General features: G+C 49.6%; 14 protein-coding genes. 2 read left to right on the top strand and 12 right to left on the bottom strand.

Annotated features, from left to right (window positions below; genetic code table 11):
- Positions 1-21 precede the first annotated feature (21 nt).
- Positions 22-639 carry a cytidylate kinase-like family protein gene (locus tag FDQ92_RS12825; protein WP_170180356.1) on the top strand — a complete coding sequence of 206 codons (618 nt, stop codon included), beginning with the start codon at positions 22-24 and terminating at the stop codon, positions 637-639.
- Between the two features lie 181 nt (positions 640-820).
- Entirely contained in the window at positions 821-2,947 is a 2,127-nt protein-coding gene (locus FDQ92_RS12820; protein WP_137425256.1) for an AsmA family protein, read from the top strand.
- A 126-nt stretch (positions 2,948-3,073) separates the two neighbouring features.
- On the opposite strand, the gene FDQ92_RS12815 is transcribed toward FDQ92_RS12820, so the two are convergent.
- The 12 genes from FDQ92_RS12815 to FDQ92_RS12760 form a co-directional block, all read right to left on the bottom strand.
- Complete coding sequence (locus FDQ92_RS12815; protein ID WP_137425255.1) at positions 3,074-4,006, bottom strand: tetratricopeptide repeat protein; 933 nt, start codon at positions 4,004-4,006, stop codon at positions 3,074-3,076.
- Positions 4,007-4,416: 410 nt separating this feature from the next.
- Complete coding sequence (locus FDQ92_RS12810; protein WP_137425254.1) at positions 4,417-5,346, bottom strand: type II secretion system F family protein; 930 nt, start codon at positions 5,344-5,346, stop codon at positions 4,417-4,419.
- Positions 5,343-6,311, bottom strand: coding sequence for a type II secretion system F family protein (locus FDQ92_RS12805; RefSeq protein WP_137425253.1), 969 nt, complete (start codon positions 6,309-6,311; stop codon positions 5,343-5,345). The genes FDQ92_RS12810 and FDQ92_RS12805 overlap by 4 nt, the downstream gene beginning before the upstream one ends.
- Before the next feature lie 21 nt (positions 6,312-6,332).
- The gene (locus FDQ92_RS12800) at positions 6,333-7,700 is read right to left on the bottom strand and encodes a TadA family conjugal transfer-associated ATPase (protein WP_137425252.1); all 1,368 of its coding nucleotides are present in this window, start codon (positions 7,698-7,700) and stop codon (positions 6,333-6,335) included.
- Positions 7,701-7,702: 2 nt separating this feature from the next.
- Complete coding sequence (locus FDQ92_RS12795) at positions 7,703-8,866, bottom strand: CpaE/TadZ family protein (RefSeq protein WP_137425251.1); 1,164 nt, start codon at positions 8,864-8,866, stop codon at positions 7,703-7,705.
- 201 nt (positions 8,867-9,067) lie between these two features.
- On the bottom strand, positions 9,068-10,138 hold the full coding sequence (locus FDQ92_RS12790; protein ID WP_137425250.1) for a TadE/TadG family type IV pilus assembly protein: 1,071 nt from the start codon (positions 10,136-10,138) through the stop codon (positions 9,068-9,070).
- A complete protein-coding gene (locus tag FDQ92_RS12785; RefSeq protein WP_170180355.1) occupies positions 10,138-10,548 on the bottom strand; it encodes a TadE/TadG family type IV pilus assembly protein in 411 nt (136 codons plus the stop codon). The genes FDQ92_RS12790 and FDQ92_RS12785 overlap by 1 nt, the downstream gene beginning before the upstream one ends.
- Before the next feature lie 2 nt (positions 10,549-10,550).
- Entirely contained in the window at positions 10,551-10,820 is a 270-nt protein-coding gene (locus FDQ92_RS12780; RefSeq protein WP_137425248.1) for a hypothetical protein, read from the bottom strand.
- Positions 10,821-10,833: 13 nt separating this feature from the next.
- Positions 10,834-12,273, bottom strand: a complete 1,440-nt coding sequence (locus FDQ92_RS12775) for a type II and III secretion system protein family protein (protein WP_281276822.1) — start codon at positions 12,271-12,273, stop codon at positions 10,834-10,836.
- Positions 12,274-12,281: 8 nt separating this feature from the next.
- Complete coding sequence (cpaB, locus tag FDQ92_RS12770) at positions 12,282-13,091, bottom strand: Flp pilus assembly protein CpaB (RefSeq protein ID WP_137425246.1); 810 nt, start codon at positions 13,089-13,091, stop codon at positions 12,282-12,284.
- 428 nt (positions 13,092-13,519) lie between these two features.
- The gene (locus FDQ92_RS12765; RefSeq protein ID WP_211341275.1) at positions 13,520-14,026 is read right to left on the bottom strand and encodes an A24 family peptidase; all 507 of its coding nucleotides are present in this window, start codon (positions 14,024-14,026) and stop codon (positions 13,520-13,522) included.
- A 132-nt stretch (positions 14,027-14,158) separates the two neighbouring features.
- Positions 14,159-14,338 (bottom strand): Flp family type IVb pilin, encoded by a 180-nt coding sequence (locus tag FDQ92_RS12760; protein WP_137425244.1) that lies wholly within the window; start codon positions 14,336-14,338, stop codon positions 14,159-14,161.
- Positions 14,339-14,354 lie beyond the last annotated feature (16 nt).

Genomic DNA, 14,354 nt, shown 5'->3' with positions numbered 1-14,354 from the left:
GAAGACGACAGGAGACGATCCATGGCCGTGATCACGATTACGAGGGACTTCGCAACCGGCGGCCGGGAATTGGGCCGACTGCTGGCCGAAAAGCTCGGCTACCAGTATGTGGACAAGGAACTCTTGCAGAAGATCGCCGAAGACCTTCACGTGACGGAAAGCAACGTGAAGTCCTTTGAAAAGAGCCGGGAATTCTGGATGTCCAATCTCTTTGCCAAGCTCTTCAGCACCGATTACATCGAACGGATCACCCGTAGAGACCGGGCGGTGGTCGAAGAAGAAGACTACAGGAAGAGCCTGCAGAACCTGATCCAGCAGATCGCCCGGCAGGACAACGTGGTGATCATCGGGCGGGCCGCGCATTATTTTCTGAAAGACTTTGAAAAGTGCTACCGGTTCCGGCTGATCGCGCCCATGAAGTTTCGAGTCGAATACGCGGTGAACCGGCTCCAGATGGATCAGGAAACCGCGGAAGAATACGTTAAGCGCCGGGACAGGAACCACGCCTGGTTCATCAAGACCGTGACGGGAAAAGAAGGCTACGATCCGCTGCTCTTTCACATGACCCTGAATACCGGCCTGATCCCCATCGCCAAGGCGGCGGAACTGATATTGACTCTGATTCCGCGGACGTCGTGACACCCTTCAAGGATTTGCTAGCGTTCTAAAAAGTGGAGACCTTAAGCAAAAAGGTCAACGAAGGTCAAAACAATCCCCCTCTCCCCCCTCCCCTTAATCCCCTCCCACGAGGGGAGGGGAAATAGAATTCGGCATCAAATATTAAGTCTATTATTTTCTACGCTACCAAGGATTTGTCGCCATGGCCCGAAAACCCATCCTTCGACGCATCCTCATCGCGGCCGCCGTGATCCTGCTGCTTTTCATCGCGCTCGTGGCCGCCGCAGCCTTTCTCATCGATCCCGACCGGTACAGGGCCCGGATCGAACAGCGTGTCAGCGAAGCCACCGGCCGAAGCTTCAAGCTGGAAGGCGGATTGGATCTCACCCTGTTTCCCTGGATCGGCGTGAAAACCGGGAAGGTGACTTTGGGAAACGCGGAAGGCTTCGGAGACGCTCCGTTCGCACAGGCCGATGCCATGGCGGTTCGCGTGAAGCTCCTCCCGCTTCTAAAGCGCGAAGTCCAGGTGGGCAAGGTGACCCTCGACGGCCTGGCGGTCCGACTCAGCCGAAACGCCGCAGGCCGGGGAAACTGGGAGGACCTTCTACGCGAACCCCCCGAAGGGAAGTTGGGAACGCCGCCGGCCCGGGAGCCGGCCGAAGGGGAACAGGCGATCTCCGCGCTGACGCTCGCCGGAATGGACGTCCGCAACGGAACCTTCCTCTGGGAAGACGCTCGAACCGGCGAACGCCTGGAAGTCACCCGCCTGACTCTGGAATCCGGGGCGGTCGCCTTCGGCACGGCCTTTCCACTGCAGCTGACCTTCGACTTTTTCGTCGCGTCGCTGGAAGCCGCCGGCCGGTGCGGCCTTTCCGGGCACGTCCTGGCGAACCCGGCTGAAGAACGCTACGAGGTGGACGACCTGGACCTTTCGGTTCAGCTCTCCAGGGCATCTTTTCTGGAGGAACCGGCCGAACTTCGCTTTCAGTCTTCCCTTACGCTGGATTTGAAAAACCAGACCTTCGGAGCTTCACCGATCAAGCTGGCCGTTTTCGACGTGATGATCGAAGGGAGCCTGCAGAGCGAAAAGATTCGTTCGGAACCGGCCTTTTCGGGAACCTTTCAGACCGCATCCTTCAGCCCGAGAGAACTGCTCGCCCGGCTCGGGAAGCCGCTCCCGAAAGAGGCGCCCCCCGAACTCCTGGGCCGTGGGTCCCTGGCCTTTCACTTCACAGCGACGCCCCGAAGCCTTGCCCTGAAAGACCTTTCGGCCTCCGCAGACGATATGACGGTTTCCGGAAACTTCGCCGTCACCGACTTCGACACGAATCAGATGACCTTCGACCTCACCTTGAACCGGCTCGACTTGGACCGCCTGCTTCCCCCTCCGTCATCGGCCGGGCAAGACGCCGCTTCCGGGGAAGAGGTCGGTTCCGGCGGGCCCACGGCGCCGGCTGAAGCCAAATCCGTTTCCCTTCAGCCCCTGAAAGATCTTTCACTGGATGGAAGCCTGGCGGTGGGCGAACTCAAGGCGGGCGGACTCACGGTCGCCGACCTTTCCCTCAATGTGAAAGCCGATGGAGGCCGCCTGACCTTTCAACCGGTCACGGCCGCCCTTTACGGCGGTACCTACCGCGGAAACGCCGTTCTCGACGCGCGGGAAACCGCGCCTTCCTTCGCCTCGGAATTCCTGCTGGACGGTCTTCAGATCGGACCGCTGCTGCGGGACCTGAAGGGCGATGCAAAATTCACCGGGACCACCCACCTCCAGGGAACGCTTTCAGGCAAAGGCTCCACCCCTGAAGCCGTGCGCAAAACCCTCGAGGGACGAGCAGCGCTCCGCATGACCGATGGAAGCTACCAGGGCGTGGACCTGGCGCGGCTCATTCGGAAAGCGCGGGCGACGATCCGAGGCGAATCCCTTCCCCCGGAAGAAGCCGCTCCGGCCACGGATTTCACAGAACTCACCGCCACGGCCGTGGTGTCGGGCGGCGTGGTGCAAAACGACGATCTTTCGGCCAAGAGCCCGCTGTTCCGCATCCAGGGTAGCGGCAAGGTGGACCTGGTGAAGGAATCGGTGGACTACCTCCTCACCACCACCATCGTGGGGACCTTGCAGGGCCAAGGCGGAAAGGAACTCGAAGAACTCAAAGGCGTTCCCATTCCCGTCCGGATTTTCGGAGACCTGGACAAGCCTTCCTATGAGATCGATATACTGGCCCTCGTGCGCGCGCTGGGAAAGCAACGCCTGCACGAACAGACCGATACGTTGAAAGAAAAGCTCCAGGACCGTCTGCCGAAGGGCCTCGATATCAAGAAGTTTTTCTAGGATCGTTGGTTCATCGCGGCAAGGGCGCCGCTCCCACAATCGGCTACCTGTATCCTGACACAGGGGGCTGTCGCTCACGAAGGATGAAAAGTGTGACCATATATTCCTACTGTCCGTTTTCTTCTCTTATTCTTTTTCTTTCTCGGCCCTTCTCAGGTTTTCGTTGGCCCTGGCATAAAAAGAAGGTTTGCTTTCAATTGCCTGTTTGAAAGCATCAATAGCCGCGCTTGCGTTTCCCTCCTGCAAGTAAAGACATCCCATGTTATTGTAAGCCTGGGCTCTAGAATTACCTTTTTTAAAGGCATCAAAGGCCTCATCATATCTTCCCAGCCTACCCAGGGCCAGGGCTAAGTTATTATAGACCTTGGAACTGCACGTCCCTGTTTTTAATGCCTCCTCAAGGGCCTGGACTGCCTTTGCATATTCTCCTTTAAAATAGTAGCATAAACCAAGGTTATTGTAGAGAAGCCCTTGCTGCGGTTTAATGGAAATGGCTTTTTCATATTGCGCGATAGCCCTGTCAAAATTTAATTTGCTGCTGTAAGTCAACCCCAGAAGATTGTGAGTCCTCCAGGAATCAGGGTTTAAGCTAAGTGCCTTTAAAAAGAAGTTTTCGGCATCTTCATACTTTTTCTGCTGGATAGACGCCATTCCCAGACCTTCATAAGCCAGGACATAATTTTCATCTATGGCTATTATTTTCTTAAATTCACTGATAGCTTCATTGGTCAGCCGCCTTTGCAGCAATATCATAGCTAATTTATAGCGGCTGCCAAGATGATTTTCATCCAGTTGCAGGGCCTTATCATATTGTAGGAAGGCGCGACTAATATCCCCCCGCCGGAGATATTGATCCCCAATGTTGGTGTATTCCGATGCGGTCATAGGAGGGAATTCCCCCAATGCCTTTTCCTCTTTGGATACGACCTGGCTTTTTTGCAGCGCCATAAGCCTTTTAATATCGTCGCTTCCGGCAAGACCTCCTGCTTGATCCTTGAAGGCACATCCGCTTAGGAGAAGAAAAGAAACTCCTATGATTATAACACAAGCCTCTTTCATAATCACTCCATCTCTTTGGGGTGCGGATCTTTTAGAACGACATCCAGGGTGACCCTCTGAGGTAGATCCAGATGGCCTTGAAGCAGCGAGCGCATCAGCTCCGTTTCCCCTCGTTCCCAAGCTGGAGCTTGGGAACAAGGTGGAAGGTACAGCTTGGGAACAAGGTCAAAAAATCCCCCTCTCCCTTGATGGGAGAGGGTTGGGGTGAGGGTGAAGAAATTAACGTATGTCAATCGGTTACATTCCCCTCCCCTTAATCCCCTCCCACAAGGGGAGGGGAAATACAATTCCCCTCGTTCCCAAGCTCTGGCTTGGGAACGGCCTCACCGAAGCTGGAGCTTCTGCACAGTTGTGTTCCCAAGCTGGAGCTTGGGAACAAGAAGCAAAAGATCTGCACCCATCTCTTTGGCTCATCCCCCGCGCATCGTTGGCAGTAAGACTCTAAACACCTTGATTATTCCAGGTCCGACAACCACAAGCAGCAGGGCGGGAAGGATGAATAAAATAAGAGGAAAGGTCATCTTTACCGTCATCTTGGCTGCCAACTCCTCGGCCTTCTGACGTCTGCGGGTTCTCAGGGCGTCAGCGTGAACCCTCAACGCTTGCGCAATACTCGTGCCAAACCGCTCGGTTTGAATCAGAAGGGTAACCAGGCTTGAGACCTCTTCAAGCTCCGTTCTTGAGGCAAAACCCTTCATGGCATCCTCACGGGAGCTCCCTGCCATTAACTCAAGGTGGATCTGGTTAAATTCCTCACTTAGTACTGGATTGGCTAATTCAATCTCCTCGCCTACCCGCTTTATCGCCATATTCAATCCCAATCCCGCCTCCATACAGATGACCAGAAGATCAAGGACATCTGGCAATCCCTCTAAGATTTTCTCCCTGCGCTTCGAAATCTTTCGGTAGATCCAAAGATCAGGAACAAATAACCCGATCACGCTTGCTGAAATAGAAAAAACCATTGTCTGAAGATAGGAAAGTTCTTTAAGGAAGGTAAGACGCATGAACGTAAAAAACAAAAAGAAAGCGATAGCCCCAAGCGCCTTCCCCCCATAAAAGACAGCGGTTACGTGGGGCGTCCGATAGCCGGCCTTAAGAAGGATTTTGCGCGTCCTGGAGAGTTCTTCCGGCTTTTTAGGAGTGGTTAGTTTAGCCAGAAACTCAAAGACATTTAAGAAAGGTGTCCCCCTGCTGTGGGAGCTTTCCCAAGTACCTGGCTCTCTACCCTCGATCCTTCTTTGACGTTCCCTTAGGGCCTGCTGAGAGTGGAGATAACAGAAAAGACCCACAGCCACCAGCACAATACTGGTAAAGGCCAGGATAGCAATGGCAATCATACCCTTACCCTTACTATTCTTTTCATAGAGATAATGCCTAAAATCATCATAAAAAGGCCCAAACCGATGAAAAAGGGACCGATCGGATCATCAAGGAAGGTCTTTATATAGTCAGGATTTATGAGAAAAAGAAGAAAAGCCATCCCAAAAGGCATAATGCACAAAATGATGGCGGAAAGCCTTCCTTCAGCAGTAAGTGCCTTTATCTGCCCGGCCAGCTTGAAGCGCTCCCGGATCGTATAGCTAATGTTTTCCAGTATGTGGGCTAAATTTCCACCTGTCTCTCGCTGAATTATAATTGCGACCACGAAAAATCTGAGATCAGTCACATCCATCCGCCCGGTCAGATTCCTTAAGGCCTGCGGCAAGGCAACCCCATAGTTGATCTCCTCAAATGTCTTCGCAAACTCTGTTCCCAGGGGGTCAGAAAAGTTCTCCGCCACCATCCTGAGACTCCCGATGAACGCATGCCCTGCTCTCAACGATCGCGCCATGAACTCCAGAGCCTCAGGAAGCTGCCTTTCGAATCTTTCCATTCTCTTTCGTTTTTTGTAGTTGAGATAGAAATAAGGGCTTGCCCCTAAGATCAGTGCCGCGGAGAGACCAACAACAATTCGATGCAGAAAAATTGCACTCAGATATAAACCTAGAAAAGCCAAAAAGAGCGAAAGCAGTATAAAAAATCCGGCCGGGTATCGAATACCAGCCTGCTCGCGCAACCGGTCAAGCCTTCTGATTCCCCTAAAATACGAAAGCCATCGGTTCAGCCACGGGATCTCACTCAATATGTTCCTTTTAACTATCTGGGCCTTCCTTTCCTCCCCTCGCAAAGAATCCCCACTGATCACCCTCTTGATCTGTTTTTCCTTCCGCTCTTTGGTGCGCATCTTTAAAACAATACCATAGAGTCCCTGGATACAAAATGTGATAGATAGAAACACGAGGGTACCGATCAGGACATCCATCTTGTTCTTTTCCTCTTTACCCTACACTTCATAAATCTTTGTTGGATCAAAGAAATTATACGGCAGTTCTATTCCTCGCATCGCAATTTTGTCCATAAAATTGGGCCTTATTCCAGTAAACCTAAAAACTCCTTTTACCTTGCCATCTGCGGTTATTCCTTGCTGCTTAAAAGAAAAAATCTCCTGCATGGTGATGAGCTCTTCCTCTATGCCGGTAATTTCCTGGATACTTGTCACTTTGCGTGAACCATCACTAAACCTGCTTAACTGAATCAGGACATCGAGAGCAGAAGCGATATAATGACGCATAACTTTCACCGGAATGTCATATCCGGTCATGGAGACCATAGTCTCAAGCCTGGTCAGGGCATCCCGGGGACTATTGGCATGAATGGTGGTCAAAGACCCGTCATGCCCGGTATTCATTGCTTGAAGCATATCTAATGCCTCATCCCCACGAACCTCCCCTATAATTATCCGGTCCGGCCGCATTCTCAGGCTGTTCTTTACCAGGTGCCGCTGGGTGATTTCCCCTCTTCCCTCAAGATTGGGGGGCCTCGTTTCAAGCCGTACTACATGATCCTGCTGAAGCTGAAGCTCAGCCGAATCTTCAATAGTAATAATACGCTCCTCGTTTGAGATATATCTGGAAAGCACATTCAATAAGGTTGTTTTACCGGTTCCCGTTCCCCCTGATATCACCACATTGAGGCGCGCGGCCACTATCGCCTCCAAAAGCTCTGCTACCTCAGGGGTGCATGTTTTTACAGCAATCAGATCATCCATTTTTAGAGGATCAACCGCAAAGCGACGGATAGACAGTACGGGACCGTCTAAAGCCAGCGGGGGTATAATGGCATTGACCCGTGACCCGTCAGGAAGCCGGGCATCCACCATGGGGGAAGATTCATCAACTCTTCGCCCAATGTCTGCTACGATCTTCTCGATGATTGTCATCAGGTGGGCATCATCTTTGAATCGAGCATCGGTCAATTCAAGCCTTCCGAATCGCTCCACATATACCTGTTTATGCGAATTAACCAGGATATCGGAGACAGTAGGATCCTGAAGAAAAGGCTCCAGCGGCCCAAGGCCAAAGACCTCATCTTGAATCTCTCTGAAAAACCTCTCCCTTTCCCGAGAGCTCAAAGGCAGGCCTTCTTCAGCCAGTATTTCCTCGGTCAATCTGTTGATCTCGCGCAGCAGAGCAGGTCGATCCTCAGAGCTGATCAAAGAAAGATCCAAGGTTTCTACTAGCTTATGGTGAACGCGGGTCTTAAGTTCATGGTACTCGCTCCTGTCTAAATATTTTTCTAATCTTCTTATACCTGAAGATGGCTTATTCGAATTCAACGCTTGTATTCTTTTTTGATGGTCAAAAGGCGGCATAATCAATCTGCCTTTCTTCTCAGAAGATACCCTAAGAATTTAGGCCTCTTTGTTCTTTTTTGAGCCTCAGCGCCTTGAGTAAGCATTAAGGCCAATTTCTCAAAACTATTGCATATTTCTGACTTCGCCGCTGTCTCACTCAAGGGTTTACCCTGGTTAATGGAAGAAATAACCGCTGGATAGTCATTGGGAATGATCCAGAAAACCTGACATTTCAGCACCGCCTCGACATCCTTCAGAGAAATCTCCGAGCCTTTTGCATAACGGTTAACAACGATTTTTATTTTGTCATCGGAATAGCCGAGTGCACAAAACATATCCAACAGCCTTCTTGCATTGCGCAAAGACGGCACATCGAGCGTAATCACCACAAAAATGAAGTTGGACAACTCGAAGGCTTGCACGGTCAGAGGATCAAAGGAATGAGGGATGTCGACAATGGTGAAATCAAAGGCCGTGCGCATAATATTCACGATTTTTTTCAGCCCATCCGGAGGCAGCTCACTTATCTCGTCTATATTATCAGGGAAGGAAAGGAGATATATCCCGTATGGGTGTCGAGTCAAAAATCCCGTAAGGAGGGTTAGGTCCAATCGTTCAATACTTTCTGAGACCTGTGCAATTGTGTAACGGGGGGAGAGATCCAAAAAAGTAGAGACATCCTCAAGAAGCACATTTAAATCTATTATCCCAACTCCATTCTCCTCGGTCAAACGGGAAAGCGAGGTGGCAAGATTTGTGGCCACAGTGGTAACACCGCTTCCCCCTTTGGCGCCAAGAACACTTATAACCTTGCCCTGCCTGGTCTTTTTTCCCTCATGAGCCTCCTCTTTAATCCTTTCAAAAGCCCTTTCAATCTCCTCTTTTTTGAGAGGCTGCGGAAAAAAATCACTTATCCCCATTCTCATCGTCTGAAGGATAATCTCAGGTCTGCTCTGAGAAGAGGTAAGAAAAACTTTGCTCTTTTTGGAATCTAAGACGGACTTGATAAATTCAAGGTCTTTTTTTAGATCGTCGGTAAGTTCCATCACCAGGACATCAGCAAAGCCGGCGCCGTCGGGTTGTATCAATTCAGTAAAATCCAGCTTGTCTATGATATCCTTAAATTCACTTTTAACCTGAGGGTTGTCAGTCTTCAGCGTTACTTTAATAATTTGCTTATCCATCTCGCATGGTTACCTTATTTAAAGGGTGCAGATCTTTTGCTTCTTGTTCCCAAGCTCAAGCTTGGGAACGACGGGAAACGGACCTGATGCGCTTGCTGCTTCAAGGCCATCTGCATCTACCTTAGAGGTGGATGTCGTTCTAAAAGATCCGCACCTTTATGAACAGTACATTTATCCAACGTTTCCCATGACAAAAGCTTACTAGTCAATAAGTCTTATGATCTTTAAACCGACATCTTCAACTGCTTTATACTCACCTTCGTTAACAATTAAAGCATGATGGATGAATCTTCCAATAATGTCTCGTTGTCCAGAAGGTCCTTGGGGTTCTTCTGTTAATATAAATGGAGCAAAAGCTACTATTTCAACTTCTGTTCTTCCATGTAAATCCTCAACTGGATGAACAAGAGGCACTACTACAACCTGGTCATCACTTCTAGCAAGCTCTATAATATTACCATCTTGATAAGTAACCAACTCATCAAAATCATCCCATACTTCAACTCTTTTATCTATTGCCAGAGTTGGTCCTGCCATATTTCCAGGTTTCGTTGAGATTGTATCTCCAACTGATAACGGCCCAGGGTAACCATTAATTATCCAGTTCTCATAGTCGCCAGCCTCTCCACCAGGTCCTCCATCCAGATCTAAAATACCAAAGTTGCCTCCCCACCTAGCACCAGCACCATTGCCTTCACCAGCACCATCGCCTTCATCAGCACCATTGCCTTGACCAGCACCATTGCCTTCACCAGCACCAAACTTTAATGTTTGAGGTTCACCAGGTTGTAAGTATTCCTCCAAACTAATGTTGTCGGAAACGAATATACCCCACGGGACTATATTATAAACACTCATCGGTGAAGCTACCATAGCTCTTGCTGAAGCTGCCACCTCTGTGTGACTTAACCCTATAACTCTTGCAAAATAAAGCTCAGCAGTAGGATTTATTGCCTTCACTTCAATTGTATCATTCGGAGCTAGTGTGGAACTGACTTCTACATAAACATCATACTCATCAATATCAGCAATACATCTTGAGGCATATTCAACTGCTTTACTTCTAGCCCCGTCTACATCCACTGGAAGTTCTTGTGCACCAGCCAGAGCTGCTGAATCAGCAACCGTTTGTAGAAATCTTCTTTCCCTATAGATAGAACCTACATCTATAGCTAGGGCGGTTATCATCATCAGTGCTAACATACATAAACTAACTATGACTAAAACCGCACCACTTTCACTTTTACATCTATTAGGTTCTTTACTTATCATTATTCATGTCCCGAATTTTCAAGACGCATAACTGCTTTATTTGTAAGTGGTATACTCCAACTTCCAACAAGAGGTATTTCTATAGTAATATCATAACTAATTTCAACTTCAACAGGCTGACCAACTTCTGTTCCCTCAGGTGTCCTAATAGTAATATCGCCTTCTTTAAGAGGAACTGGGTATGCTCTTTGAATTATAATCTCTTTAAGATCATCAGGGTTGAGTGGATCTACAGCGGCTAGTCTGGCTCCTTCTCTTGCAGCATGAGTGATAGCGATATAGTTATTAAACGCTATTCCAAACTGGAATATTCCAAATAGCAGCATAATCAGTATTGGCAGAATAATAGCAAATTCAACGGCCGCCGCCCCCTTTTCAGCTTTATTGCCGACTTTTGTACCTTTGATCACGACTACCGGCCTCTTCCTATTTCCATAAGGAATTTTTCGGGCTCGCGAGGCTTTTTAAAGCTCTCCCGATACTTTTCCAACGCTATCTCCGTTGCCTCGGAATCAAGGCTTTCTACCGGTTTAAGGTTTCGTCCTGCCTCAGGATCCAATATCTGATTGAATTTTTGGGACTGAAAAGATGCTCCTGAGGCAAGCTCAAGCCTTGATGGACAAGCAGTGCAACCCCCGGCCAGAATCAAAAGCCCCAATATAAGAATCAATCCTTGTCTCATCTTTTTACTCCCACTAGTCGTTACTCAACCCCAGCGGCGCTATATAACCAAACTCACCTTCCATGCCTTCCGCCTTTGGGCTTATCCCCGGCCTCTCCTTTCCCTCCATGGCCCCAAACAGATAGAATTCGAAATCGTCCGGTTCCACATAGTAATCGCTGGGAAGGCTTTGCCTGGCCATATCCAGAGGCTTTACCAGATGAGGAGTGACGATAATCACCAGCTCGGTTTCATTCTTTTGAAACTCCGAGCTTCTAAAAAGGGCTCCCAGAACAGGAATATCGCCCAGCAGGGGATACTTTGATACCATCTGCCTGGTCGTATTTTTAAGCAGCCCTGCAATCGCAAAGCTCTGCCCGTCGCCAAGCTCGATTGATGTTGACGTTCTCCTGGTTGTGAAGGCGGGCATTGCGTATCCGGCATAATAAACCAGCTGGGTATAATCCGGCTCCGAGACCTCGGGGGCTACCTTTAAGCCGATTCTTTCACTGCTTAAAACGATTGGTGTGAAGCTAAGCCCCACCCCATAGGGTTTATATTCGATATCCACATCCCCGTACTCTTCCGGGCTTGGGATCGGTATCTCACCCCCGGCCAGAAAACTTGCCTCCTGTCCGCTGGTAGCAATAAGGGTCGGCTCGGCCAAAATCTTGATCAGTTCGTGTTCTTTAAGAAGATCAATAAGGCCTGTCCAGGTTGCTGAATGGTGCCCGAAACGAAAAAGGGCATTTATCCGCTCTGATATCTGCATATCAAAAAGACCTGTTACTGGTATGGTCGACTCATTGATACCACTCAGGCTGCCCAAGGTGGTCAAGGCAAAGTCATTACCCCTTTGATAGCCGAAGTTGATACCCAGTCTCCTTCCCAGAGCTCTTGACATCTCTGCCACCCTGACCTCGAGCATGACCTGTTGAACCCCTCCAACCTCAAGTAGGTTCACCAGTTTCTCCTTATTCGGAACAAACTGTTCGGCCACGGAAACGGCTACAGACATATTAGCAGCTGAAGAGACCTCACCTGAGAGAAAGATCGAGTCATTGACCGCCTGGACCTTGATATGCTCTCCAGGCAGAAGCTCGTGGAGTTCCTCTTTCAGTGAGGAGAGACTGGCAAAAACCTCTAAATCGAATACTGCACAATCTGTGGAGTTTACCCCCCGAAGCACTACCTGAGTCATCCCCGGGGCTCTACCCGCTATATTGATTTTAAAAGGAGTAACAACCACTACATCAGCCGTTTTCGGCTCAGTCAGGGAAATATCCTTAACCTTGATTTCAGGGCTTTTTACCATCAGGGACTCTCCCACTCCAAGCCGAAGCCTCAAAGGAAGATCCCCCCTAAAGGCCTCTTTTCCTAGGATCAGAGGCTCTTGTGCCCATGTCTCCTGTAAACAGGTAATAAGACCCAAAACCAGAACCGCTGGGATCAGACGAAAAAATAGCTTTAACATAACCAATTTTAAAACCTTTCCTCGGTTAGTGTACCACCTTTCATAATCTTTACCGTAAAGTAATCAGGTCTTGCCTTCGGAGGGCTGGACCGAGGACAAGCCAGAAGGGCAGGTATAGTGGCTCCCTTTGTTTCTATCGTCTCAGTATTAAGGGGATTGCGCAGGGCAAGCTGAATTCTTCCGCTATTGACTGCCAGGGCGAGCTTTTCGCCCTCCTCAGGGGTTACCTCCAAGGTAACCACTTTTACCGATCCGGCCTTTGCCTCCTGATCCTTTTGTTCGATCTGGTTCCCCACCGCCAGCACCAAAATATTCTGAAGCACCACCTTGCTTAAGGGCTTTGAGACCCCCGAGGCCCCTTCGTGCATGGTAACAAAGACATCAACCCTGCTTTGCGGATTGATAAGACCACCCACTCCAATCACATCATCCACCCGGACGGCCATCGCCCTCTTGTGCGGGTTTAAAATTGCGCAGAGTCCTCCCACGGTTACATCTTTTGGGGCAAGCAGGTTTTCTAGGATCGGCTGGTTTTCCCTGACTGCAAAAAGCAAAACCCTGTCCGTCAGGTCCTCAGGGGCTGTGAAACAACCTGACGGAAGGGTATCCTTGGGCCATGAAACTGTCTTTATCATCTCACCGGTAAGCTTGGTTCCCCGGGACAGGTCTTTGGCTGCCACCGCCACTTTGGTAGCCGGGATAACCTCCTCCTTCCGCCGATGGGTCTCTTTTAACCTTTCATAGGTCAATACACCGGCGATCAAGGCCATGATTATCCCGGCGGTTAGGATAAAAAAAGGCATAAATCTTGACATCATTTACCTCTTTTTGTCTTTTCTCCTATCGGGGAAGCTCATAAGGAAAAGCGTGCAGATCTTTTGCTTCTTGTTCCCAAGCTCCAGCTTGGGAACACAACTGTGCAGAAGCTCCAGCTTCGGTGAGGCCGTTCCCAAGCTGGAGCTTGGGAACGAGGGGAATTCTATTTCCCCTCCCCTTCTGGGAGGGGATTAAGGGGAGGGGAATGTAACTGATTGACATACGTTAATTTTCTCACCCTCACCCCAACCCTCTCCCATCAAGGGAGAGGGGGATTTTTTGACCTTGTTCCCAAGCTCCACCATCCACCTTGTTCCCAAGCTGGAGCTTGGGAACGAGGGGAAACAGAGCTGATCCGCTTGCTGCTTCAGGGCCATCTGGATCTACCTCAGAGGGTCCACTCTGGGTGTCGTTCTAAAAGATCTGCACCCTAAGGAAAAAGCACCGAAAAGAGGGTCCCCACCGAAATGGCAACCCCATAAAAAAGTTTTATATCTTTCATCTCTTTTGGAGGAGGAACATAGATAAATTCTTGCGTTATAAAAAATCCCTTTAAAATCCGCCCGTATCTTTTCAGGTTCTGCCGGAGGTATCCATGAATGGTCATTAAAACTACGGCATAGACCCCCCCTATCAAGGCAGAAAACAAAAACGCCTCAAAGACTCCAGCGGGGCCCAAAAAGGCGCCGACCGCCCCCATCAACTTTGCATCCCCGGCCCCCATTCCCCCTAAAAGATAGAAGGGAAGAAGAACCCCTAATCCCAGCAAAAGCCCCGCCACGGAAAAGACAATACCTTCTGCAAATGCGCACTGATAGAAGATCCCGGCGGCCATACCTGAAAAGGTAAGATAATTCGGGATCCTATGATACTTAAGCTCTGGATACAAGGAACCAATACAAAGGATCGCCACACATACAACAACAGGGTATGCCAAAATAAAAATCCCCTTTAGGACTCCTTGAATTATCCTTCGAGCGATCCATCTTTATCCGCCACCCCCCACCCAAAAGGAAGGCACCTTCTTTCGGGAGGGGGGATGACCCGGTTGCCCGAGATAAGCGTAAGGTTATTCTGCTGGAGTTGCATCACCTACTTCGTCTGCAATTGTCTGAAACAGAGCTGCAATGTTGTCACCCAAAGTTGCAACGACGGTGATAATAGCGGCGGCGATCAGGCCGACAATCAGCCCATACTCAACAGCGGTCGCGCCTTCCTCATCCCGGATGAACTGAAGAATCCTTTCCATACCCTTTCACCTCCTT

The sequence above is a fragment of the Desulfoglaeba alkanexedens ALDC genome, assembly GCF_005377625.1.
In the GTDB taxonomy this organism is placed as follows: Bacteria; Desulfobacterota; Syntrophobacteria; order Syntrophobacterales; family DSM-9756; genus Desulfoglaeba; species Desulfoglaeba alkanexedens.
The sequence above is the reverse complement of the archived record's forward strand: the minus strand, read 5'-3'. Positions and strand labels throughout refer to the sequence as shown.

Coding starts and splice junctions, on each gene's coding strand:
- FDQ92_RS12825 (WP_170180356.1), top strand. CDS start 22: ATGGCCGTGATCACGATTACGAGGGACTTCGCAACCGGCGGCCGGGAA.
- FDQ92_RS12820 (WP_137425256.1), top strand. CDS start 821: ATGGCCCGAAAACCCATCCTTCGACGCATCCTCATCGCGGCCGCCGTG.
- FDQ92_RS12815 (WP_137425255.1), bottom strand. CDS start 4,006: ATGAAAGAGGCTTGTGTTATAATCATAGGAGTTTCTTTTCTTCTCCTA.
- FDQ92_RS12810 (WP_137425254.1), bottom strand. CDS start 5,346: ATGATTGCCATTGCTATCCTGGCCTTTACCAGTATTGTGCTGGTGGCT.
- FDQ92_RS12805 (WP_137425253.1), bottom strand. CDS start 6,311: ATGGATGTCCTGATCGGTACCCTCGTGTTTCTATCTATCACATTTTGT.
- FDQ92_RS12800 (WP_137425252.1), bottom strand. CDS start 7,700: ATGCCGCCTTTTGACCATCAAAAAAGAATACAAGCGTTGAATTCGAAT.
- FDQ92_RS12795 (WP_137425251.1), bottom strand. CDS start 8,866: ATGGATAAGCAAATTATTAAAGTAACGCTGAAGACTGACAACCCTCAG.
- FDQ92_RS12790 (WP_137425250.1), bottom strand. CDS start 10,138: ATGATAAGTAAAGAACCTAATAGATGTAAAAGTGAAAGTGGTGCGGTT.
- FDQ92_RS12780 (WP_137425248.1), bottom strand. CDS start 10,820: ATGAGACAAGGATTGATTCTTATATTGGGGCTTTTGATTCTGGCCGGG.
- FDQ92_RS12775 (WP_281276822.1), bottom strand. CDS start 12,273: ATGTTAAAGCTATTTTTTCGTCTGATCCCAGCGGTTCTGGTTTTGGGT.
- cpaB (WP_137425246.1), bottom strand. CDS start 13,091: ATGATGTCAAGATTTATGCCTTTTTTTATCCTAACCGCCGGGATAATC.
- FDQ92_RS12760 (WP_137425244.1), bottom strand. CDS start 14,338: ATGGAAAGGATTCTTCAGTTCATCCGGGATGAGGAAGGCGCGACCGCT.